We start from the raw sequence: 22,158 nt of genomic DNA, 5'->3' as shown, positions 1-22,158 counted from the left end.
AGTCGGGGTGACAGGATTTGAACCTGCGACCCTTCGCTCCCAAAGCGAATGCGCTACCAAACTGCGCCACACCCCGTCCGCCACGCGAGGGCGGTGTGCGACCACTCTAGCGGGTACCGCTACACTACCTACGCAGCCGGGTGATCCGGCCGCACGCGGGCGTAGCTCAATGGTAGAGCCCCAGTCTTCCAAACTGGTTACGCGGGTTCGATTCCCGTCGCCCGCTCCACCTGGGAAGGCCCTGGCCACGCCGGACACGGCGAGCCGGGGCCTTCGCCGTCGGGGCCGCTGAACGGTACGGCGCGGCCACCTCGTCGAGGCGCCGCCATCCGAGGCCCGCGTCGCAGCCCGCTTGACAGCGGTCGGAACCGCCTTTCTCCACCCATATTCAGTGACCCATATCACATTTTTCCCTGTGATCCGGGTCACCACCTTTAGTGGTCACTCGGTTGCTCAGCGTAACAAAACCGCAGGTCCGCGCGCCCTCGCCACTAAACCCCCCGTTCTTCGATTTCACTCCTTTATCGACAATCCCCTTTGAACAATTCGCTTTGTACACGTTGTACGTGGTTACCGTTTTGTGTCGCCGAAAACGGCGGCGCAGCCCCAGAGGAGATCCGTGAACACGCAAATCCGCCCGGAGGAAACAGTTGAGACTCAGAGCATTCGAGAGGTCGGTCGCCATGGTGGCCGTCAGTGCGATAGCGCTGCTCTCCGGCCCGAGCGTCAGTTCGGCCATGATGAACCAGAACGCGAATGGCGGCGATGGCGAAAAACCTCCCTCGACAACGGTCAAGGACAAACCCAGGCCGGGCGACAACATCGGCAGACCCGCCACCCCGACCGGGGAGCGAATCGTCGACATAGCCGCCCGGCAGGCCGGTGACCCGTACGTCTACGGAGCCGTGGGACCCGACCGGTTCGACTGCTCCGGGCTCACCCAGTACGTCCACGCACGGCTGGGCATCGAACTACCCCGCACCTCGCAACAGCAGCGAGCGGCGCTCCCCGAACTGTCGAAGAAGCAGATGCGCCCCGGTGACCTGCTGTTCTTCCACTCAGGCGGCCACGTCTACCACGTCGGCATCTTCGCGGGGAACGGCAGGATGTGGGCCGCCCCCGAACCCGGCGACGTCGTCCGCCTCCAGAACATCTGGACACAGTCGTTCACCGTCGGTCGCGCCTGGTGACCCGGCCCCGGGAACTCCTGGGCTCCTGTCCGCGTTGCTGGTTCAGAGAGCCCAACAATCGGGGAGTAGCCCATGGGAACCACGATCACGGTGATCGTGCTCCTGCTGATCATCGTCGCAGGCGCGACGTACCTCGTCCGCTCCCAGGCCCAGGCCAAGCGACGTCAGCTCGAAGACGCGAAGGCCGAAGCTCGACGCTGGGTCGAACGCCTCGGTGGCCAGGTCCTGAACCTCACCGGGACCGACACGGCCTCCCAGCAGGCGATGGCCGACGCCAGCGAGCGGTACAACGCCGCGGGATCCGAGATGGAGCGCGCCGAGACTGTCGAGCAGGCACACCTAGCCAAGAAGACCGCGCTGGAGGGCCTCTACTACGTCCGTGCCGCACGCACGGCGATGGGCCTCGACCCCGGTCCCGCGCTTCCTGACGACCCCGAGCGGGAGCGTGCGGGCAAGGTCACCGAGCACCGTTCGGTCGACGTGGAGGGCCAGCACTACGAGGCGTCTCCTCAGCCGACGGCGAGCACCCCGCACTACTACCCGGGTGGCCGGGTCGCCGGCCGCCCCGTGCCGCAGGGCTGGTACAGCGAGCCCTGGTGGAAGCCCGCCCTCGTCGCGGGAGCGTGGGGTTTCGGCTCGATGTTGCTGTTCTCCACCATGTTCTCCGGGATGGCCGGAATCCCGAGCGCCGCAGCCTGGGAAGCAGGCTACGACGCCGGCCAGGAGGACGCGCTGGAGGGCGGTGACGCCGGCGGTGACGCCGGGGACGCCGGTGGCGATGCGGGCGACGCCGGAGGCGGCGAGGACTTCGGTGGCGGTGATTTCGGAGGCGGAGACTTCGGCGGAGGCGACTTCGGCGGAGACTTCGGCTTCTAGGCCGCTCGACAGACGGGCGGGCCGGTCCCTGAGCGGGATTCGGCCCGCCCGTTCTCATGTCCCGGTTCTCGACCTCGTCCCTGAGCGAACCCACCAGGACCCGCTACTGCTCCGCCGGCCCTGCGGCGAATTCAGGCACCTGGCTCAGGACGGCTGGCAGGTGGGACACCAGTACAGGTTCCGCCCCGCGAGCTCGGTGTGGGCCACGGGCGTGCCGCACACCAGGCACGGCTGCCCGGTACGGCGGTAGACATACACCTCGCCGCCGTGGCGGTCGTTGCGGGGCGCCCGGCCCGTGACCTCGGGACGGTGTTCCCAGGCGACCGTGTCGATGCGTCCCACGCGGACGCCGTCGCGCATCAGTTCGCGCAGATCGGCCCAGACCGCCTCCCACTGCTCCCTGTGCAGCGCTCTGCCGGGCAGCATGGGCGCGATGCCCTGCCGGTACAGCACCTCGGCTCGGTAGACGTTACCGACACCGGCGATGACGGACTGGTCCATCAGCAGCGCGGCCAGCGACGTGCGCGACCGGGAGATGCGTTCCCAGGCCCGTTCCGGGTCGGCGTCCCGGCGCAGCGGGTCGGGGCCGAGCCTGGCGACGATGGCCTCCACCTCGGGTGGGCTGAGCAGTTCACAGCGGTTCGGGCCCCGCAGGTCGGTCCAGTGTGTACCGCCCACGAGCCGCATACGCACCTGTCCCACGGGCTCGGTGACAGGAAGGACGTTCTCGGTGAAAGCGCCGTACAGTCCGAGATGGATATGGACGGTCCCGTGTGGACCGTAGCTGTGGAACAGGTGTTTGCCGTACGCCTCGGCCGCCGTCATCACGTGTCCGCTGAGTACGGCGGCCTCGGCTGCAAAGCGTCCCTGCGGGCTCGACACCTCCACCGGCGCGCCGACGTAACGGCGCTCGTGCAGGCGCGCCAGCCGGTGCAGCGTGTGGCCCTCGGGCATCAGCTCTCCGGCAGCTCCGGAGCGGTGCCCGTGCGCTCGTAGTGGCTGATCTGCCCCACCCGACGGACGTGCCGCGCGTCCTCGGACGCCGGAGTGGCCAGGAACGCCTCGACGATCTCGGTGGCCTCCTCGAGCGAGTGCATACGCGCGCCCACGCCGATCAACTGGGCGTGGTTGTGCTCGCGGGTGAGCTTCGCCGTCTCGACACTCCACGCGAGCCCCGCGCGGGCGCCGGGGACCTTGTTGGCGGCGATCTGCTCGCCGTTGCCCGACCCGCCGATGACGATGCCGAGGCTGCCCTCGTCGGCCACGACTCGGCGGGCGGTCTCGATGCAGAACGCCGGGTAGTCGTCAGCCGCGTCGTAGACGTGCGGACCGACGTCGGTCACCTCGTGGCCCTGCCCGCGCAGGTGGGTGACGAGGTGGTTCTTCAGCTCGTAGCCGGCATGATCGCTTCCCAGGTACACGCGCACGGCTGTCAAGTCTGCCATCCGCGCGGGCGCGCGACCGAACCCACCCGCGCGGAGGTGCACTACGCTCCGCGGATGAACGCACGGTGGATCGAACTGGGTGACGGCGTCTTCACGCGCCGGTACGAGGAACTGGACCTGTCCACAGGCCTCGTGCTCGGTGAGCAGCGGTGCCTGGTGGTGGACACCCGCGGCGACGCCGAGCAGGGGGCGGAACTCGCCGCCGCCGTGCGGGGCATCACCCCGCTGCCGTGGACGGTGGTGCTCACGCACGACCACTTCGACCACGCCTACGGCGTCCCCGCTTTCCTGCCGTGTGACGTGTGGGCTCACCCCGCGTGCTGGGCCGAGCTCGTGCGTGCGGACCGGGCCGCGCGAGCCGGCCTGCCGGTGACGGACCGGGTCGAGCTCGACCTCGGTGGCCGCCCCGTGGTGCTCGCACACCCCGGCGTCGCCCACTCCCCCGGTGACGTCGTCGTGCACGTGCCCGACGCGGACGTGCTGTTCGCAGGTGACCTCCTGGAGCACGTGCCGGGCGGTACGTACAGCGCCGAGTCGTTCGGAAGCGACACCGCGCTGGACGCCTGGCCCGCGGCGCTGGAACGGTTGGCGGCGTTCGGCGCCACGACAGTGGTGCCGGGCCACGGCGAACCGGCAGGCCCCGACCTCGTCGAGTCCTGCCGCGAGGGCCTGCTGGCCCTGCGCGGTCTGCGCCGGAAGGTGCGGGCGGGGGAACTGACCGAGGAACAGGCGGTCGCCCACTCTCCCCTGCCCGCCGACGTCACGCTGGCCGCGCTGACGAAGCCTCCCGCCTGAGAGCCTGCTCCCGCACCCTCGACCACCTGCTGCGCGAGGCTCACGACGGAGAAGGGTCCGAGAACAGGCTCCGAGGTGTCAGTCGAACTTCAGCGAACCGGTACGCGTGCGCTTGAGTTCGAAGAAGTCCGGGTAGCTCGCGAGCGCGCGAGCGCCCTCGAACACGCGGACGGCGTCCTCGCCCTTGGGGATCGACGTGAGGACGGGCCCGAAGAACGCGACGCCGTCGATGTGGATCGTCGGGGTGCCCACGTCCTCGCCCACCGGGTCCATGCCCTCGTGGTGGCTCGCGCGCAACGCCTCGTCGTAGTCGGTGCCCTCCGCCGCCTTCAGCAGCTCGGACGATCCGCCGACCTCCTCGACCGCCTGCTTGAGCACGAGATCGATGTCCTTGTTGCCCTCGTTGTGGTAGCGGGTGCCGAACGCGGTGTAGAAGTCGCGCAGCACCTCCTCACCGCGCTCGGCGGCGAGTGCGACGGCGACTCGCACGGGAGCCCACGCCTTGTCCAGGAGTTCGCGGTACCACTGGTCCAGTTCCCGGCCCTCGTTGAGCACCGACAGACTCATGACCCGGAACCGCAGATCCAGGTCGATCTGCTTCTCGACTTCGAGGATCCACCGCGAGGTGATCCACGCGAACGGGCACAAGGGGTCGAAGTAGAAGTCGACCCGTGTGCGATCGGACTGGGCACCTGCCGTCATGACAACTCCTTGTCGTCACTGATTGCGCTGGAAACAGGCCGGGTAAGCCTCACCGAGGACCAACAGCGCGCCCGGTTGCGTTGTTCCCGTCGCTGTGTCCTACGGCGCATGATTGGATGCGCTGAGCACAGTAGTTGCGATGACCGACAAGAAGACATCCACGACAGACGAACAGCGCAGAGGTGCCAGTGCCCGCCCCGAACCTGACTCGCGAACAAGCTCAGCAGCGCGCCGACCTGCTGGAGGTTTCCGAATACGACATCGAGCTCGATCTCACCGACGGCCACGGCGGGCCGGGTGAAGGCACGTTCGAGTCCAGGACGGCCATCCGGTTCGCCTCCGCCCGGCCGGGAGAGAGCAGTTGGGTGGACATCGTCGCCGCGGGCGTGCGGGAGGCGGTGTTGAACGGCCGGCCGCTCGACGTCTCGGGCTACGTGGAGGACGAGGGCATCGCGCTGCCCGACCTGGCCGCCGACAACGAGCTCGTCGTGCTCGCCGACTGCCGGTACATGAACACCGGCGAGGGCCTGCACCGGTTCGTCGACCCCGTCGACGGTGGCGTCTACCTCTACACGCAGTTCGAGACGGCCGATGCCAAACGCATGTTCGCCTGTTTCGACCAGCCCGATCTCAAGGCCACCTACCGGCTGGTCGTGACGGCGCCGAAGGACTGGAAGGTGGTGTCCAACGCACTCGTGGCCTCGCGCGAGGAGACGCCGGAGGGCGCGGTGCGCACGGTGTTCGAGACCTCCGAGCGCATGTCCACCTACCTGGTCGCGTTGATCGCCGGCCCGTACGCCGAGTGGCGCGACACCTACACGGACGAGCACGCCACGATCCCGCTGGGCATCTACTGCCGGGCCTCGCTGGCGGAGTTCATGGACGCCGAGCGGCTGTTCACCGAGACCAAGCAGGGCTTCGGCTTCTACCACGAATCCTTCGGGGTGCCGTATCCGTTCTCGAAGTACGACCAGCTGTTCGTGCCCGAGTTCAACGCGGGCGCGATGGAGAACGCCGGCGCGGTGACGTTCCTGGAGGACTACGTCTTCCGCAGCCGCGTGACCCGCTACTCCTACGAACGGCGCGCCGAGACACTGCTGCACGAGATGGCGCACATGTGGTTCGGCGATCTGGTGACGATGCGGTGGTGGGACGACCTGTGGCTCAACGAGTCGTTCGCCACCTTCGCCAGCGTCCTGGCTCAGGCCGAGGCCACCGAGTACACCGGGGCGTGGACCAGCTTCGCCAACATCGAGAAGTCGTGGGCGTACCGGCAGGACCAGTTGCCGTCGACCCACCCCATCGCCGCCGACATCGTCGACCTGCACGCCGTGGAGGTCAACTTCGACGGCATCACCTACGCCAAGGGCGCCAGCGTGCTCAAGCAGCTCGTGGCCTACGTCGGGCTGGAGAACTTCCTGTCCGGGCTGCGGGTCTACTTCGACAAGCACGCCTGGGGCAACGCCACCTTGGCCGACCTGCTCGCCGCGTTGGAGGAGGCGTCGGGCCGTGACCTGTCGTGGTGGAGCGCGCAGTGGCTGGAAACCACCGGCCTGAACACGCTGCGCCCGCGGTTCGAGGTCGGTGACGACGGCCGCTACCGTTCCTTCGCGATCGTGCAGGGCGGCGCGAAACCCGGCGCGGGGGAACTGCGCACCCATCGCGTCGCGGTCGGCGTCTACGACGACGACGGCTCGGGCAAGCTCGTGCGCACCCGTCGCGTGGAGCTGGACGTCGACGGTGAGTCCACCGACGTGCCCGACCTCGTCGGCGCCGAAGCGGGGGCGCTGGTGCTGGTCAACGACGACGACCTCACCTACTGCGCCATGCGGCTGGACCCCGGTTCGCTGGAGACGCTGGTGGACCGCATCGCCGACATCACCGAACCTCTCCCCCGCACGCTGTGCTGGTCGGCGGCGTGGGAGATGACGCGGGACGCCGAACTCAGGGCCCGCGACTTCGTCACGCTGGTTCAGCGGGGTGTCCACGCCGAGACGGAGGTCGGTGTGGTGCAGCGGCTGCTGCTGCAGGCTCAGACGGCGTTGAACTCCTACGCACAGCCGTCGTGGGCGGCCGAGCACGGCTGGCCCGGCTTCACCGCCGCGCTGCTCGAACTGGCCCGCTCCGCCGAGCCCGGATCGGACCACCAGCTCGCCTTCGTCAACTCGCTGACGAGTTCGGTGCTCGACGGGCCCGCCCTCGACGTCCTGGCGGGCTGGCTCGACGGGTCCGCTCCGCTGGAAGGGCTCACCGTGGACACCGACCTGCGGTGGCGCCTGCTGCACGCGCTCGTCGCCCACGGACGCGCAGCGGACCCGGAGATCGACGCCGAACTGCGGCGCGACGACACCGCCACCGGCCGAAGGCACGCCGAACGGGCCCGTGCCCTGCGACCCACTCCCGAGGCCAAGGCGCAGGCGTGGGAGCGCGCGGTCTACGACGACGAGTCGCCGAACGCCGTGAACGAGGCCGTCATCGCGGGGTTCACCCACCCCTCGCAGAAGCACCTGCTCGGTGACTACACGCAGCGGTACTTCGACATGCTCGACGAGGTGTGGAGCCGTCGGTCGAGCGAGCGCGCTCAGCCGACCGTTCTCGGGCTGTACCCGTCGTGGGAGGTGTCGCAGGACGGCATCGCGCAGGCCGACGCGTGGCTCGCCGGCGCCCACGCCGCCGCCCTGCGGCGGCTGGTGACCGAGGGCCGCGCCGGTGTCGTGCGAGCACTGGCCGCCCGGCGGTTCGACGAGAGCTGACCCGCGTCCACCCGGACACGACGAAGGCCGCCGTCCCCGCTTGAGGGGCGGCGGCCTTCCGGTCCGGTGGAGCGACTCAGGAACGCGGTGCGGAGCCTGCCTGGTCGGCCATCATGCGCAGGCCGCTGACGAGGCCACCGATGAGGTCGCCCTCCTTGAACGAGGCGACCATGCTCATCACCGCGAGCTTGGCGCCGCGGTCGGACAGCCGCTGCTTGGCGTGAGCACCGGTGATCACCTCGACGACGCGCTCACCCGGCGACACGGCCACCAGGACGGACTCGTCACCACGCTCACGGAGCGTGTCGTGCAGCGTTTCCGCACCCTTCCGCGGCTCGTCACCGAGCTCGCCGACGTAGATGCTGAAGTTGAGGCCGGTCTCCCGGCTGGCCAGCGTCAGCGCCTCGTCGAGTCGAGCGAGTTGCGCAGTGCCGAAGGGGCCGGATGGAGTAACGGGCTCGTACATCTGCGCGACCGAGACTCGCCCACTCGCCGTCACGGCGGCACCGGGCTGGAGTTCGGTCCCCTCAAGCCCGGTGGACGAGCTCTCGCGGGTCAGTTCACCAGTTGCCACTGGCACCTCCTCGAACCTTTGCCGGAACGGCGTCACCGTGCTCGGCGTCGTCGGCGTGTCGCTGTCCCACACCCTCCGGGTTGGCGGTCCACCACACGGGCGGGTAGTCCCACGCCTGCCCCGGCCGGTAACGGGGCCTACTCGCGAACTTCGACCGTAGCGTCACCAGCGCGAAGAAGCCGTAGACGGCCAGCGGTATCGCCACGAAGACCAGGATCGTCTCGAGGATGCTCACGGCGGCAGGGTAACCGACCGGCCCTTCCGCTACTCACCTGCCACGGTGAAACATCGCCCGCACTCACGGGCAGGCCCCCTGGTCACCCGCTTGCCACGCGGGTAATCCCACGATGAGGGGAAGGCCCATTCGCGAAAGGTCGCACTTCCACGTACGTGCGGTGGCACCCGCCGACAACACCTTGTTCCTCCAAGGAAAGGCTCGTACGTTTTTCACCTGTACGGGCCTTGCGCCACCGTCCTCAAGTCCTTATCAGGTCACCACGGTCACAGGAGGACCTGCCATGTCCACCATTTCGAGCGTCACCCCCGTCCTGTCCGACACCGCTGTTCGCGGCACTCGCGTCACCGCCGGCACCCGCGTCACCTGCGGAACCAGGGTCACCAGAGGAACGCGCGTCACGCGAGGAACGCGGGTCACGGCAGGCACTCGCGTCACCCGAGGCACTCGCGTCACGCGAGGAACGCGGGTGACCGCCGGCACCCGTGTGACGAGGGGCACCAGGGTGACGCGGGGCACCCGCGTGACCTGCGGGACCCGCGTCACCCGCTGAATCCTCTGCCGACGACGCCGGTCAGGCTGCGGGAGCGCCCAGGTAGCGCTGCCACGACGGATCGGCCTCCTTGGCGTGCGCCAACAGCCGCCAGTGCGGCCCGCGCGGCTCCCTCGGCACGATCCGTAACCGCCATCCCAGCTCGGACAGGAGCTTGTCGGCCTTCCGGTGATTGCACTTCGCGCAGCAGGCGACGCAGTTCTCCCACGAGTGCGCCCCGCCCCGGCTACGGGGTACCACGTGGTCGATGGTCTCCGCCCTGCCGCCGCAGTAAGCGCAACGGAACCGGTCGCGGTGCATGAGCCCCGCCCGCGTCAGCGGAACCTGGGCCCGGTAGGGTACCCGGACGTATCTGCTGAGCCGGATCACCGACGGCAGCTCCACCGTCATCGTGGCCGAGTGCAGCGTGATCCCGGCCGGATCCTCGTGGACGACCTCCGCCTTGCCGCAGACGAGCAGCACGATGGCCCGCCGCAGCGGTAGCGCGGTGAGCGGCTCGAACGTGGCGTTGAGCAGCAGCACACGCCGTTTTCCCAGACCGGGCGACGTCGGAGTCGGCCCTGTAGACCCTCCGGGGTCCCGCGACCAGCGATGGTGGGACCGGGTGACCCGGCCCACCCTCGCGGGCGGGCCCGTGGGCGACGGTCCGACGACGGTCGTCGGCACGCAGGGCGCGAACGTCTCGGGCGCCGACCCGGCGGGCTGCCGGGCTCCGGCGCCGTGAGGGCTGGGTTGTCGGTCTTCCACGCGACCACCTCCACCGGTGCAGCCCTAAGTCGACCACACATCGCCCCCCGAGCGCACGTGCGTTCTGCCACCGACCTCGTCTGGGTACGGTTGCGGACGGGTCGATTTCGGCCCACATACCCCGATCGAGACCCACGTCGGGCCCGGAAGCGTGCCGTGCCGTACGAGGGAGGGAGTGCACCGTAGTGGAGGAGTTCCTCAACGAGCCACCCGCTTGCATCAAAGAAGTGGGAACGTGGTGTGAGCAGGTCTACCGCGTCACCGGCAACGAGTGGCTCGCGGCCTCGGCCGACTGGCTGGTGGCACGACCACTTCGCATCCTGCTCATCCTGCTCGGTGCATTCGTCATCCGGTTCGTCATCCGCAAGCTGATCGACCGGTTGACCAGGACTCCCGACGACGCGGAGTCCGACGGCAACGCCAAGGTTCCCGCGCTGCTCCGCCCGCTCAAGGAACGGGTGGCCCCCGAAGTGCTGGGACCCGTTGCGCTGGAACGACGGCGACAACGGGCTCAGACCATCGGGTCGGTGCTCAAGTCACTCACCAGTTTCGTGGTGTTCGGGCTGGCGTTCGTTCTCGTCCTCGGTGAACTGGGCATCAACCTCGCCCCCATCCTGGCCTCCGCGGGGATCGTCGGTGTGGCCATCGGTTTCGGCGCGCAGAACCTCGTGCGGGACTTCCTGTCGGGCATCTTCATGATGCTGGAGGACCAGTACGGTGTCGGCGACGTCGTGGACGTCGGCGAGGCCGTCGGCACGGTGGAGTCCGTGGGCCTGCGCATCACGACGGTGCGCGACCTCAACGGCACTGTCTGGTACGTGCGCAACGGTGAGGTGTTGCGGGTCGGGAACTTCAGCCAGGGCTACGCCGTCGCCGTCGTGGACGTCCCCCTCGGCTACGACACGGACGTGACGAAGGCCACCGCCGTGCTGGAGCAGGTCGCGCAGGAGGCCGCGGACCTCGACACGATCCGCCCCGACGTGCTCGAGCATCCTCAGGTGCTTGGTGTGGAGAACGTCACCCCGGAGGCCCTCCAGTTCCGCCTGACGACGAAGGTGCGGCCCGGTCGCCAGTGGGCGGTCCAGCGCGTGTTGCGCGCCGAGATCATGCGCGCTCTGGAACGCGAGGGGTTCGATCCGCCGCTCGGGCGTTTCTTCGGGTCCCTGCGGGGCGGTGACGGAGGGGCAGCCCGCGACTGAGAACCTGCAGAATGGAGACGTGACAGACGTGAGCAGTGCCCAGCCCTCCCAGCCGGCGCCGCAGCCCGAGTCCTTCTACGAGGCGGTGGGCGGCGAGGAGACGTTCCGCAGGCTCGTCGCCCGGTTCTACGCGGAGGTGGCCGACGACGAGATCCTGCGGCCGATGTACCCCGAGGAGGACCTCGGCCCCGCGGAGGAACGGCTCCGGCTCTTTCTCATGCAGTACTGGGGTGGGCCGCACACGTACTCGGAACGGCGGGGGCACCCGCGGCTGCGGATGCGTCACGTGCCGTTCAAGATCGGACCGTTCGAACGCGACGCGTGGCTACGTGCCATGCGGATCGCCGTGACCGAGTCAGGCATCGAGGAGCCCTACCGTTCCCAGCTCTGGCAGTACCTGGAGATGGCGGCCAACTCGCTGATGAACAGCTGGGAGTGAACGCAGCGACCGACACGGGCGCCGGCCCGCCGCTGACGGCGGAAACCGGCGCCCGTGTGCTGTCAGCAGCCTCTCAGCCCGGCGTTCGCCTCAGCGGCGACCGTAGGAAGGCTGGGTCTGCGCGTTGAACTCGTCGAACCTCACCGACTTCGCCGGAGCCGTGCGAGGATCACGGAGGTCCAGCACGTCGAACCCCTTCTGGATGTCCGACGAGTAGATGTAGCCGTTGTAGTAGTACGCCGACCACGAACCGCCGGTGATGTTCTCGGTCTCGGACAGCGGGCCACGCTCGAAGTAGGCGATCTCCTTCGGCCGGTCCGAGTTCGTGAACTCCCACACCGACACCCCGCCCTGGTACCAGGCCTGGACCATGATGTCGCGGCCCTTCACCGGGATCAGCGAGCCGTTGTGCGCGACACAGTTCTCGGTCTCACCCTGGTGACGCGGGATCTTGTAGTAGCTGCGGAACTTCAGCGTGGCACGGTCTCCCTCGCCCCTGAGGTCGTAGATGCCGTTGGCCCCGCGCTCCGAGCCGATCTCCGCGTTGCAGGTGGGCATGCCGCCACCACCGAGCTCGTCGGTGAACACGACCTTCGTGCCCGCGTTGTTGAAGGTGGCGCTGTGCCAGAACGCGAAGTTGGTGTTGTCCTGCACACGGTCGATCACCCGCGGGTTCATCCGGTCGCTGATGTCGACCAGGATGCCGTCCCCCATGCAGGCTCCCGCCAGGAGGTCCTTCTCCGGGTAGGCGGTCAGGTCGTGGCAACCGGTGGTCTTGCGCGAGTAGCCGTCACCGGGGTTGCCGCCCTCGGGGAACAGCACCGGCGTGGCCACCAGCTCGGCGTCCTCCGGACGGTCGACGGGGACCTCGACGATGGACACCTTGTCGTGCGGCGGCTGGCAGTTCGGCAGCTCCGGCGCGGGCGAGTACGACGACACGTACAGCAGCACGGAGTCCCGCTCCGGGGCGGGGACCATGGTGTGGGTGTGCGATCCACAGTCCGTGCGCACCGAGGCGACGTAGGTGGGCCTCGACAGATCGCTGATGTCGAAGACCTTGATGCCCTCCCACGCGTCCGGGTTCGACGCCTGCGCGGGTTCGCTCGTGCAGGAATCGTTGGTGCGGGCGTAGTCGGTGGACAGGAACAGCAGGTCGCCGGACACGGACACGTCGTTCTGCCCACCAGGGCACAGGACCTGGCTCACGACCCTGGGCTTCTTCGGCTTCCTGACGTCGTAGACGGTGAAGCCGTTGTAGTTGCCGACGATGGCGTGTCCTCGGGTGAACGCGATGTCGGTGTTGAACGCGCTCTGGTTCGCGAAGGGCCCTTCCTTCTCCAGGTGAGCGACCTGGCTCAGGTTGCGGCTGTGCACCACTTCGTCGACGTCCGGGATGTCGTTCTGCTGGGCCGCGGCTGGCGCGGCGAGGCCCGCGACCGCCAGCGCCGCGGTACCGATCAGCACCCCGGCCAGACGTCCGCGTCTGCGTGTTGTGTTCACGCGCGTTCTCCTCTCCCCGGTCGGGCGGGTGAACAATCGAGCCATTCTGGTCGGGGACACCCGTTCGGGGATAGCGACGATCGGACGGTTTTCTCGGTAACGCAGCGTGACCACTTGACGCGGCCGAGTGCTGCCTGTTGTCTTGGAGGCCATGCGACGTGTGCTGGCGGCCGGCGCGGCCGTGACCCTGCTGCTCGTCACCGGGTGCACGGCGGAACCGGAGCCCCTCCCTGCTCCTCAGTCACCAGGCGTCATCGTGCCGCAGGGCCCCGGCGACAAGGCTCGGATCGTGCCCGCCGACGAGGCCGCCGAACAGGCGGGGCAGGTCCGGGTCTCCGACGCCGACATCGAGTACATGCGCAGGATGATCCCGCACCACGAGCAGGCGATCGTGATGACGGACCTGGTCGCCGACCGGGCCGAGAGCGCACAGGTCAAGTCCATCGCCGGGCGCATCGCCGCGGCGCAGGAAGGCGAGATCGCCGTGATGGAGTCCTGGCTCGACGAGCATGCGGGCGGAGGCGACACGGAGGACCACGGCGAAGCCGGTGCTCACGGCGGCCATGCCGGGCACGACATGCCCGGCATGGCGACCGAGGAACAACTCGACGCGTTACGCGCGGCCACGGGCGAGGAGTTCGACCGGCTGTTCTGCGAACTCATGATCGCCCACCACGAGGGTGCGCTCACGATGGCCGAGGACTACCTGCCGCGTGGGATCGAACCGCGCGCCCTCGCGATGGCGCAGGAGGTCGTCACCACTCAGACCGCGGAGATCGAGCACCTGCGCGCCATGACGCCGTGACGCCCGCTCACAGCAGCAGCGGCAGCAACGCGTGCCGACGGCGCAGCACGGCCCCGTAGCGGGCGTCGAGCCGGAGCCACGCGTCCGTCGCCGACACCCGCACCACGTCGTCGGCCAGCGAGGAGTCCACGAAGCCCATTCCCGACAGGGCGAACAGGCAACGCATCGGGACCTTGACCTCGTCGCGGTCCCGGGACACCGTGAGCACGGTCTGGTCCATCAGGGACGCGGGTGGTGTGCCGTGGGGACCGACGTTCTCGCGTGCGAGTTCGACACCCCGATCGGCGAGGTCGCTCACGACGGTGACGGGCAGCGTGTCCACGGCCCGCCAGCTGCTCCCGGACGGCAGTTCGGACCGCCACAGCAGGTCGCGTGGGGGCCCGGGGTCCATCCGATCGGTGCGCGCGACCGTGAGCGCCGCCAGGAGTTCGTTGCCGGACACGGTGACGTCCGACGGAGTCACCTCGCCCTCGACGGCGCGCGTCACGAGGACGTCGAAGGGAGTGGTGGCCCACGCCTCCACGAGGCGGTCGTTGCGCTGCCGCAACCGCACCGCGGTAGCGGCGTCGAAACGCACCGCCCTGGCCACGAACGCACCCAGGCTCGCCCGGTCGGCCGGGTCGGGAATCCGCAGCTCCGTCACACCCGGCCTCCACTCGGTACGTGCTCGACCAGAAAAGCCCGCTCGGCCTCGGAGAGCCGGCGCGGCCTGCCTCGTTCGAGGTCGTAGGGAGCGAGCACGGTGGTCGCCGTGGCGGCCACCGCGTCCTCCTCGGACGGCCCCGTCCGCACCCGGTAGTCGAGGGCGAACGAGGCGTGTCGCAGGTCCGCGAGTGTGATCTCGACCCGGACCTCCCGGCCGTCGACCACGATCGGCGCCCGGTAGTCGACGTGCAGCCGTACCACGACGATCCCCTTGGCGAAGTCGGACAACCCACCCGAGTCGCCTCCGGTGTCTCCGGTGTCGCCGGGTCCGTCGGGCGCGCCGCCGAACAGCAACGGCACCCTGGCCTCCTCCAACAACGTCACCAGGCGCGCGTGGTTCACGTGCCCGAACGCGTCCATGTCCGACCACCGCGGCCGGACCCGCGTGACGTACCGGGTCGCCTCCCGTTTCATCCCGTCGCCCCTCAGCGCACCGTGCCGCGGATCTGCCGCACGGCCACCGAGAGCGTCGCCAGGTCGAGCCTGCCGGAACTCTCGATCTCGTCCAGCGTGACCCGCGCGCGAGCCAGCCTCGACGAGTTCGCCTGCTCCCACTGCGCGATCTTGTCGTCCACACCGTCCTCGGGATCGCTGTGCCGCAGCGCGTCCAGCGTGATCGCCCGCATCGACGAGTACAGGTCGTCACGCAACGCCAGTCGCGCCAGAGCATGCCACCGGCTGCCCCGCTCGAGCGCGTTCACCGAGGTGAGCATGCGGTCCATGCCCAGGTGGTCGGACAGCGCGTAGTACAGCTCGGCGGTCTCCACCGGACTGCGCTCGGCGGCGAGGCCCACCTCGCGTTCCGCCAGCTCCGCCACCTCGACGATGTCGAGCAGCGAGTAGCTGGTGAGCAGCAGCGAGACCCGCCGGGCGAGGTCCTCGGGAACGCCCTGCTTCATGAGGGCTTCCGTCTCCCTCCTCACGGCCTCGGCCTCCTGGCCACGCAACAGGTCGGCCAGCTTCGGTACCAGCGTGCCGACGGGCTCGGCGAACCGGCTGATCTCCGCGCCCACCGCGAGCGGCTGCGGCCGGTTGGTGAGGAACCACCGGGCCGCGCGGTCGAGGAGTCGACGGGTCTCCAGCACCATCGCGTCGGCCACGTCGGTGGGCACGACGTTGTCGAGCGCGTCGATGCCCTTCCACACCGCGGGCAGGTCGTACACACCGGTGACGACCGCGAAAGCACGCACCGCGTCCGTGCCGTTCGCGTTGAGCTCCTCGGCGAGGCGGAACGCGTACGACACGCCCGCACCGTCGACGACCTCGTTCACCAGCAGTGTCGTGGTGATCTGCCGGCTGAGCGGGTGCTTGGCGATCTCGTCGGCGAAGTCACGCCGCAGCGGAGTCGGGAAGTACTCCGAGAGCCTGCGGGCGAACACGTCCGCGTCCGGAAGGTCGCTGTCGAGGATCTCGTCCTTGAGGTCCAGCTTGACGTGCGCGAGCAGTGTCGCCAGTTCGGGCGAGGCCAGCCCCTCCCCCGCCTTCTCGCGGGCCGCGATCTCCGCTTTGCTCGGCAGAGCTTCGAGTTCGCGGTCCAGAGCGCCCTTCTTCTCCAGCGCGGCCACCAACCTGCTGTGCACCGAGAGCATGGGTCCGGCGTGGGCCCTGCTCACCCCGAGGACGCTGTTCTGCCGGTAGTTGTCGGCCAGCACGAGCTGCCCGACCTCGTCGGTCATCTCCTCCAGCAGGGCGTTGCGCTGCTCTTCCTTCAACTCGCCCTTCGACACGAGCTGGTCGAGCAGGACCTTGATGTTGACCTCGTGGTCGGAGCAGTCGACCCCGGCGGAGTTGTCGAGAGCGTCCGTGTTGATCTTGCCACCGTGCCGGGCGAACTCGATCCGGCCGCGCTGGGTGAAACCGAGGTTGCCGCCCTCACCGACGACCTTCGCACGGAGCTGACCACCGTTGACGCGCACGGCGTCGTTGGCCTTGTCCCCCGCGTCGGCGTGGGTTTCGCTCTCCGCCTTGACGTAGGTGCCGATACCGCCGTTCCACAGCAGATCCACCGGCGCCAGCAGGATCGCCCGGATCAGCTCGGCGGGTGCCATCGTGGTGACGTCGTCGGGCAGGCCGAGCGCCTGGCGCACCTGCGGACTGACCGGGATGGTCTTCGCCGAACGCGGGTAGACGCCGCCGCCCTCGCTGATGAGTGAGCGGTCGTAGTCCTCCCACGACGACCTCGGCAACTCGAACAGCCGCTTCCGCTCCCGGTACGAGGTCGCGGCGTCGGGGTTCGGGTCGAGGAAGATGTGCAGGTGGTTGAAGGCGGCCACGAGCCGGATGTGCTCCGACAGCAGCATTCCGTTGCCGAAGACGTCCCCGGCCATGTCGCCGATACCGACGACCGTGAAGTCCTCGCGCTGCGTGTCCTTGCCGAGTTCCCGGAAGTGCCGCTTGACGCTTTCCCACGCGCCCCGCGCGGTGATGCCCATGGCCTTGTGGTCGTAGCCTCGCGAACCACCCGAGGCGAACGCGTCGCCGAGCCAGAAGCCGTAGCTGGCCGCCACCTCGTTGGCGATGTCGGAGAACGTCGCCGTGCCCTTGTCGGCGGCGACCACGAGGTAGTTGTCGTCGCCGTCGTAACGCACGACGTCCCGCGCGGGCACCGTCACCCCGTCGACCAGGTTGTCGGTGAGGTCCAACAGACCCGAGATGAACATGCGGTAGCACGCGATGCCCTCGCGCTGGTGGTTCTCCCTGTCGATGCCGGGATCACCGGTCGGCTTCGGCGGGTTCTTCACCACGAAGCCGCCCTTCGCGCCCACCGGGACGATGACGGCGTTCTTCACCGCCTGCGCCTTGACCAGGCCCAGGATCTCGGTGCGGAAGTCCTCGCGGCGGTCCGACCAGCGCAGCCCCCCGCGCGCGACGGAACCGAACCGCAGGTGCACTCCCTCGACCCGGGGCGAGTAGACGAAGATCTCGTACGCCGGACGGGGTTCGGGCAGGTCGGGAATCCGCTGCGGGTCCAGTTTGAACGCCAGGTACGGGCGCGGTGAGCCGTCCTCGTCCGTGACCCAGTAGTTCGTGCGCAGCGTCGCGGAGATGACCGACAGCAGGCGCCGCAGGATGCGGTCGGTGTCCAGACTGGTCACCGCGTCGATCATCGAGTTGATCTCGGCGACCTGGGCGTCGACGTCCTCGGCCCGGTGGCTGTCGTCGCGGCCGGGCGCGAAACGCAACTCGAACAGCCGCACCAGCGCCTTGGCGACGTCCGTGTGCGCGAGCACTGCCGCCTCGATGTAGCCCTGCGAGTACTGCGATCCGGCCTGCCGCAGGTAACGCGAGTACGCCCGCAGCACCGCGGCCTGCCGCCACGTGAGCCCCGCCTTCAACACCAGCGCGCTGAAGCCGTCGCTCTCGGCGAGCCCGTGCCACGCCGCGGCGAACGCGTCCTGGAACCGCACGCGCAGGTCCTCCTCGGCGGCGTCGCCGAGTTCGGCCAGCACCCGTGGCTCGATCCGCATCCCGAAGTCGTAGATCCAGCACTGGTTGCCGTCCTCGGTACGCACCTCGTACGGCCGCTGGTCCACCACCTCGACGCCCATCCGCTGCAGCATCGGCAGCAACGTGGACAGCGTGACGCCCTCCCGCAGGTACAACTTGAACCGCCGGTCCCCCGGCGCCGCGTCCACGGGCAGGTAGAACGACATGTCCAGCGAGCCTGGCTCGCTCAGCGCCTCGAGCCTGCGCAGGTCGGTCAGCGCGGTGTCTGCGCCGAAGTCCTCCTTGTACGCCTCCGGGAAGGCGGAGGCGAACCGCTGCGCCTGCTCGGTGGCCGACTCCTCACCAGCCAGGGTGACGGCCTTGCCGTTGCCCGCGCGCACCCTGCGCTCGGCCAGGATCGCCTCCACCAGCGAGTCGTCCCACGTGCGGACGGCTTCGTTGAGCCGCTCCTGGATACGGACGGTGTCGGGCTCTGTGACGGCGTCCGGCTCGGTGTACACGGTGAAGTGGATCTGTGCGAGCAGGGTCTCGCCGAGACGGGTGCTGTACTCCAGCGACGTGCCGTCGAGCTCGTCCAGCAACACCTGCTGCATGGCCAGCCGCGACCACGTGGTGTACCGGTCGCGGGGCAGGAACACCAGGCACGAGTAGAAACGCCCGTACGGGTCCTTGCGGAGGAACAACCGCAGTCTGCGGCGGTCGGCCAACGTGATCGCGCCTGTGGCCGTGGCGTACAGCGAGTCCGCGTCGGCCGACAGCAGGTCGGCCAGCGGCCAGTTCTGCAGCACGTCCAGCATCCGCTGTCCCGAGTACGACTCCATCGGGAACCCGGCCCGGCGGATGACCTCGCGGACACGCCGGTTGACCACGGGGATGTCGAGGACGTCCTCGTGCAGGGCCGAGGAGGTGAACATGCCGAGGAAGCGGTGCTCTCCGGTGACCCGGCCCGCGTCGTCGAAGGTCTTCACACCGACGTAGTAAGGGTAGATCGGTCGGTGCACAGTGGACGGTGAGCTCGCGTGGGTGAGCACGAGCAGCGTGGGAGACAGCACGCGCGACGCCGTGTCGGGGCCCTTGGTGAGACTGCGCGCGGCGAGGCTGTCCTGCCGCAACACGCCGAGGCCGGACGCGAGCACCGCCCGCAGCACGGGTTCCTCGCCGGACTGCGACTCGGGCACGACCTCGTAGTGGCGGTACCCCAGGAACGTGAAGTGGTGGTTGGCGAGCCAACGCAGCAGCGCGGCGCCCTCCGCGACCTCCTCGTCCGGCAGCGGCGGCGGTTGCTCCTCGAGCGAGACCGCGATGTCGATCGCGGCCTGGGTCATCTTGTCGGTGTCCTCGACGACCTCGCGAACGTCGCTGAGCACCGCGACCAGCTTGTTGTCCAGGTCCCTCGCCCGCGCCGGGTCACCGATCGGGTCGATTTCCAGGTACATCCACGATTCGGCTGCGGCGCCCGACGGAGGCTGCGCGACGTCGGCCTTCGGGTGGATCTCCTGCAGTGCGCCCGTGACGTCCCTGCTCACGACCACGATCGGGTGCACGATGCGCTGCACCTGAACCCCGCTGCGGGACAGTTCGGCGGCCACCGAATCCACCAGGTAGGGCATGTCGTCCGTGACGACCTGCACGACCGTGGCCTCGCGTGCCCAGCCGTCGTGGGCGGCGTTCGGGTTGAACAACCGGACGACCGGCCTGCCCGGAACACGCTGCCGGGCGAGTTCCATGTGCGACCTGACAGCCCCGACCAGATCGGTCGGATCGTCACCGAGGATCTCCTCGGCGGGGACGAGTCGGTAGTACAGCCGGACGAGGTCCGCGATGTCCGGCGCCTGCGCGGCGGCCGCCTCGACGAGTTCGTCGCGGATCTGTTCCGGGCTCCGGGGCCGGCCGGGCGGGTCGGTGTTCACGCCCTCCGTGCCGGGGTGGATCGATGTTCCGGTCGAGTGTATGTCAGACAACCCAACTCTCCACTGTCCTGGCTAGACCCCAACGTCACGCCTCTCCACGCTACTGTCCCACGCCCCCCGAACAGCGGTTGCCAGGCCCCCTGTGGCGCGCTAGCCGTTGCCGCGGTGCTTGCCGTTGACAGGTGGTTGCTCGTCGTCCACGCCGAGCCGCCTCACCAACGCCGCGGCGCTCGCGGTACCCGCCTGGTGCTCGGCCAGCGCCCTGGCCAGCAGCTCCGCGAGACCCGCGTCCGGTGGCGGGTCGTCGGTGGGCGCACCGTAGGCGGCACTCGGGTTGGAGAACTGCTCCGCGTGGTCGGTGGTGGAGCTCGACGCGCTCCGGTCACCCGATCCGTTCGCCGAGACCTCCGCCGAGGGGACGGAGTCCTCCTTCAACGGGGCCAGCGACGGCGGCAGCTTGAGCCGGGGCAACCAGCCGTAGGAGTCGGTCTGGGAATCGGGCCGTTCACTCGGCTCGGCACGGGACGACGACCGGTCCGCCGCCCTCGGCTCCGACTGTTCCGGCGCCGCCTGCTGGGTGGGTGCGGAACTTTCCTCGTCCTTGTCGGCGGCACGGCGCCGGCCGCCGCCTCCCGGCGAGATCCCCAGCCGGTCGAGCACCGACCGCGCCGCGACGGAGCCGTGTTCGGCGTCGTGCCGGGTCTTGCGCGTGGTGTCCGACGGCGTTTCCGAGTCGGCGGGTTCCGGCTTGCGCCGTCGCCGCCTCGGCTCCGGCTGCTGCGTCTCGTCGGTGATCACGGGCGTGACGGCGGTGACCTCGGTGGCCGACACGCTGTCTTCCGTGCTCGTCCTCGGCGCGGGGGTTTCGGCCACGTTCGCGGCCGGGTCCCGCGACGGCTCCGACCGCGGTGCGGAGCTCTCGTCGGAAGCCGCCAGCCGCAGCATCGGCAGCACGACCCTGGGCCTCGACGAGCCGCCGCGTTCGTCGGCCCTGCGCCTACCACCGGACTGCCTGCCGGACTCGGTCACCGGTTGGGACGACGTCCGCTGGACGGGAGGCTGCGCCGCCATGGAAGAGCCCGAAGCCGCCGAGGCGGCCTGCGCTGCCGCGGCCACCATCTCCGCCAGGTCGACGGGCGCCTGCTCCCCGGCTCCGAACGCGCCGGTGAGCAGTGCCCGGGCCTGGCTGCTCACGCGCGTGTACAGATGCTCGGCGGACCGGGCGCGGTACAGGCACTGGATCGCTTCGCTCGCCTCGCCGATGCGCTCCTCGACGTTGGCCAGCTCCAACCACAACCGCGCCGTCAGCGCGTACAGGCCGTGCCTGCCCGCACTGTGCACGGCCTCACGTAGTGTGCGCGCCGCCGTCTCGGCGGAGCCGTTGACCAGGTGCACGCGAGTGGCCACGGCCAGCCTCAGCCACGCCATCGGAGCGACAGCGGCGGCGCGCTCGGGCTCGGCCAGCAGAGGTTCTGCCACCTCGAGTGCCAGGTCCGCGTCCCCGCGGTCGAGCAACGCGCAGACCAGTTCGAGGACCAGCCGGACGCGCGCCAGACCGCCGTCCGCGCCGGGGTCCGCCAAGTCGTCGAGGAACCCGATCCCCGTGCGGGCGGCGTCGGCGGCACTCACCAGATCACCGTGCCGCCTGCGGTGAGCCGACACGCCGACGCGCAACAACGCCCTCGCGATCAACCGGTCGTCGTCAGGAAGCCGGGAGTCACGGGAGATCAGGCGGTCGCCCTCCATCAACACCCGGTCGAGTTCGACCTTGCGGCCGAAGGTGCCCAGACAGCCGACGAGGTGACACAACGCCGCGGCACGCTGCACCGACGACAACCCGCCGACGGTCAGCACCGGCCGGAGCGCCGCCAGGCCCGTCAGGGGCGCCCCCACCGACCGCGCGCACACCGCCAGGTCGGTGCGCAGCTGCGCCACGATGACGGGATGTTCCGCGTCCTCGGCCGCCCGCAACGCCGTCACAGCACGACCCACCGTGGACGCCCGGTGTCCCAGCCGAACCTTCGCGTGAACGGCGAGGCTCTCCGCCCGCACCCACAGTTCGTTGTTCCCACACGCCTCCGCCACCGCGGCGGCTCGCTCGCCGAGAATGAGAGCCAACTCGGGAGCCCTCACCTGGAGGGCCGAGGCCCGCTCCACCAGACGCTCGGCAGAAGCCGAACCCCCGGTCACGCCACCGGACGCCGCTCTCCGGTCGCCCGTCGCGCTTTCGCCTGTCTGCTCAGTGGTCGCCACTGGGTCTGTCCTCAACTGTCGGCTCCGGGG

General features: G+C 69.5%; 18 protein-coding genes and 2 tRNA genes. 8 read left to right on the top strand and 12 right to left on the bottom strand.

Going from position 1 to position 22,158, the window contains the following annotated elements; translation table 11 throughout:
• Positions 1-2 precede the first annotated feature (2 nt).
• Positions 3-76 (bottom strand) — tRNA-Pro (locus SACCYDRAFT_RS06985).
• 79 nt (positions 77-155) lie between these two features.
• On the opposite strand from SACCYDRAFT_RS06985, the gene SACCYDRAFT_RS06980 reads away from it, so the two are divergent.
• The 3 genes from SACCYDRAFT_RS06980 (at position 156) to SACCYDRAFT_RS06970 (ending at position 2,066) form a co-directional block, all read left to right on the top strand.
• Positions 156-229, top strand: a tRNA-Gly gene (locus tag SACCYDRAFT_RS06980).
• A gap of 454 nt (positions 230-683) precedes the next feature.
• Positions 684-1,190: a C40 family peptidase gene (locus tag SACCYDRAFT_RS06975; RefSeq protein ID WP_005454831.1), complete on the top strand. Its 507-nt coding sequence runs from the start codon at positions 684-686 to the stop codon at positions 1,188-1,190.
• 72 nt (positions 1,191-1,262) lie between these two features.
• The gene (locus tag SACCYDRAFT_RS06970) at positions 1,263-2,066 is read left to right on the top strand and encodes a hypothetical protein (RefSeq protein WP_005454822.1); all 804 of its coding nucleotides are present in this window, start codon (positions 1,263-1,265) and stop codon (positions 2,064-2,066) included.
• A 144-nt stretch (positions 2,067-2,210) separates the two neighbouring features.
• Here SACCYDRAFT_RS06970 and SACCYDRAFT_RS06965 read toward each other — a convergent pair whose 3' ends face one another.
• On the bottom strand, positions 2,211-3,020 hold the full coding sequence (locus tag SACCYDRAFT_RS06965; RefSeq protein WP_005454820.1) for an Fpg/Nei family DNA glycosylase: 810 nt from the start codon (positions 3,018-3,020) through the stop codon (positions 2,211-2,213).
• Complete coding sequence (locus SACCYDRAFT_RS06960) at positions 3,020-3,493, bottom strand: ribose-5-phosphate isomerase (RefSeq protein ID WP_198284975.1); 474 nt, start codon at positions 3,491-3,493, stop codon at positions 3,020-3,022. The genes SACCYDRAFT_RS06965 and SACCYDRAFT_RS06960 overlap by 1 nt, the downstream gene beginning before the upstream one ends.
• A 72-nt stretch (positions 3,494-3,565) precedes the next feature.
• Between SACCYDRAFT_RS06960 and SACCYDRAFT_RS06955 the strand changes: the two genes are divergently transcribed.
• A complete protein-coding gene (locus tag SACCYDRAFT_RS06955) occupies positions 3,566-4,306 on the top strand; it encodes an MBL fold metallo-hydrolase (protein ID WP_005454816.1) in 741 nt (246 codons plus the stop codon).
• Between the two features lie 78 nt (positions 4,307-4,384).
• Here the strand turns inward: SACCYDRAFT_RS06955 and SACCYDRAFT_RS06950 are convergent, their stop codons facing one another.
• A complete protein-coding gene (locus tag SACCYDRAFT_RS06950; protein WP_005454815.1) occupies positions 4,385-5,008 on the bottom strand; it encodes a mycothiol-dependent nitroreductase Rv2466c family protein in 624 nt (207 codons plus the stop codon).
• A gap of 188 nt (positions 5,009-5,196) precedes the next feature.
• Here SACCYDRAFT_RS06950 and pepN point away from each other — a divergent pair, with 188 nt between their 5' ends.
• Complete coding sequence (gene pepN / locus SACCYDRAFT_RS06945) at positions 5,197-7,761, top strand: aminopeptidase N (RefSeq protein WP_005454813.1); 2,565 nt, start codon at positions 5,197-5,199, stop codon at positions 7,759-7,761.
• A gap of 76 nt (positions 7,762-7,837) precedes the next feature.
• Here the strand turns inward: pepN and SACCYDRAFT_RS06940 are convergent, their stop codons facing one another.
• The 3 genes from SACCYDRAFT_RS06940 to SACCYDRAFT_RS06925 form a co-directional block, all read right to left on the bottom strand.
• Positions 7,838-8,335 carry a DUF5130 family protein gene (locus SACCYDRAFT_RS06940; protein ID WP_005454810.1) on the bottom strand — a complete coding sequence of 166 codons (498 nt, stop codon included), beginning with the start codon at positions 8,333-8,335 and terminating at the stop codon, positions 7,838-7,840.
• Positions 8,322-8,570 (bottom strand): aa3-type cytochrome oxidase subunit CtaJ, encoded by a 249-nt coding sequence (gene ctaJ / locus SACCYDRAFT_RS06935; protein WP_005454809.1) that lies wholly within the window; start codon positions 8,568-8,570, stop codon positions 8,322-8,324. The genes SACCYDRAFT_RS06940 and ctaJ overlap by 14 nt, the downstream gene beginning before the upstream one ends.
• A gap of 574 nt (positions 8,571-9,144) precedes the next feature.
• On the bottom strand, positions 9,145-9,741 hold the full coding sequence (locus tag SACCYDRAFT_RS06925) for an HNH endonuclease (protein WP_083844796.1): 597 nt from the start codon (positions 9,739-9,741) through the stop codon (positions 9,145-9,147).
• Between the two features lie 314 nt (positions 9,742-10,055).
• Between SACCYDRAFT_RS06925 and SACCYDRAFT_RS06920 the strand changes: the two genes are divergently transcribed.
• Both SACCYDRAFT_RS06920 and SACCYDRAFT_RS06915 read left to right on the top strand, forming a co-directional pair.
• The gene (locus tag SACCYDRAFT_RS06920; protein WP_005454803.1) at positions 10,056-11,069 is read left to right on the top strand and encodes a mechanosensitive ion channel family protein; all 1,014 of its coding nucleotides are present in this window, start codon (positions 10,056-10,058) and stop codon (positions 11,067-11,069) included.
• A gap of 28 nt (positions 11,070-11,097) precedes the next feature.
• Complete coding sequence (locus tag SACCYDRAFT_RS06915; RefSeq protein WP_043536234.1) at positions 11,098-11,508, top strand: globin; 411 nt, start codon at positions 11,098-11,100, stop codon at positions 11,506-11,508.
• Between the two features lie 90 nt (positions 11,509-11,598).
• Here the strand turns inward: SACCYDRAFT_RS06915 and SACCYDRAFT_RS06910 are convergent, their stop codons facing one another.
• Positions 11,599-13,008 (bottom strand): LVIVD repeat-containing protein, encoded by a 1,410-nt coding sequence (locus SACCYDRAFT_RS06910; protein WP_005454799.1) that lies wholly within the window; start codon positions 13,006-13,008, stop codon positions 11,599-11,601.
• A 151-nt stretch (positions 13,009-13,159) separates the two neighbouring features.
• Between SACCYDRAFT_RS06910 and SACCYDRAFT_RS06905 the strand changes: the two genes are divergently transcribed.
• Positions 13,160-13,813, top strand: coding sequence for a DUF305 domain-containing protein (locus SACCYDRAFT_RS06905; protein WP_043536232.1), 654 nt, complete (start codon positions 13,160-13,162; stop codon positions 13,811-13,813).
• A 7-nt stretch (positions 13,814-13,820) separates the two neighbouring features.
• Here SACCYDRAFT_RS06905 and SACCYDRAFT_RS06900 read toward each other — a convergent pair whose 3' ends face one another.
• From SACCYDRAFT_RS06900 to SACCYDRAFT_RS06885, 4 genes are all read right to left on the bottom strand, one after another.
• Complete coding sequence (locus SACCYDRAFT_RS06900; RefSeq protein ID WP_005454795.1) at positions 13,821-14,456, bottom strand: hypothetical protein; 636 nt, start codon at positions 14,454-14,456, stop codon at positions 13,821-13,823.
• Positions 14,453-14,932: an acyl-CoA thioesterase gene (locus SACCYDRAFT_RS06895; protein ID WP_005454794.1), complete on the bottom strand. Its 480-nt coding sequence runs from the start codon at positions 14,930-14,932 to the stop codon at positions 14,453-14,455. Before SACCYDRAFT_RS06895 ends, SACCYDRAFT_RS06900 begins: the two co-directional genes overlap by 4 nt.
• Positions 14,933-14,943: 11 nt before the next feature.
• The gene (locus SACCYDRAFT_RS06890) at positions 14,944-19,926 is read right to left on the bottom strand and encodes an NAD-glutamate dehydrogenase (protein ID WP_005454793.1); all 4,983 of its coding nucleotides are present in this window, start codon (positions 19,924-19,926) and stop codon (positions 14,944-14,946) included.
• Between the two features lie 99 nt (positions 19,927-20,025).
• Positions 20,026-22,128: a hypothetical protein gene (locus tag SACCYDRAFT_RS06885; protein ID WP_005454792.1), complete on the bottom strand. Its 2,103-nt coding sequence runs from the start codon at positions 22,126-22,128 to the stop codon at positions 20,026-20,028.
• Positions 22,129-22,158: the final 30 nt, after the last annotated feature.

Source organism: Saccharomonospora cyanea NA-134 (assembly GCF_000244975.1).
In the GTDB taxonomy this organism is placed as follows: domain Bacteria; phylum Actinomycetota; class Actinomycetes; order Mycobacteriales; family Pseudonocardiaceae; genus Saccharomonospora; species Saccharomonospora cyanea.
This window is presented reverse-complemented; position numbering and strand designations above follow the sequence as displayed.

Bases quoted from the DNA above. Each gene is read 5' to 3' on its own strand.
- SACCYDRAFT_RS06975 (WP_005454831.1), top strand. From the start codon at position 684: ATGGTGGCCGTCAGTGCGATAGCGCTGCTCTCCGGCCCGAGCGTCAGT.
- SACCYDRAFT_RS06970 (WP_005454822.1), top strand. From the start codon at position 1,263: ATGGGAACCACGATCACGGTGATCGTGCTCCTGCTGATCATCGTCGCA.
- SACCYDRAFT_RS06965 (WP_005454820.1), bottom strand. From the start codon at position 3,020: ATGCCCGAGGGCCACACGCTGCACCGGCTGGCGCGCCTGCACGAGCGC.
- SACCYDRAFT_RS06955 (WP_005454816.1), top strand. From the start codon at position 3,566: ATGAACGCACGGTGGATCGAACTGGGTGACGGCGTCTTCACGCGCCGG.
- SACCYDRAFT_RS06950 (WP_005454815.1), bottom strand. From the start codon at position 5,008: ATGACGGCAGGTGCCCAGTCCGATCGCACACGGGTCGACTTCTACTTC.
- SACCYDRAFT_RS06905 (WP_043536232.1), top strand. From the start codon at position 13,160: ATGCGACGTGTGCTGGCGGCCGGCGCGGCCGTGACCCTGCTGCTCGTC.
- SACCYDRAFT_RS06895 (WP_005454794.1), bottom strand. From the start codon at position 14,932: ATGAAACGGGAGGCGACCCGGTACGTCACGCGGGTCCGGCCGCGGTGG.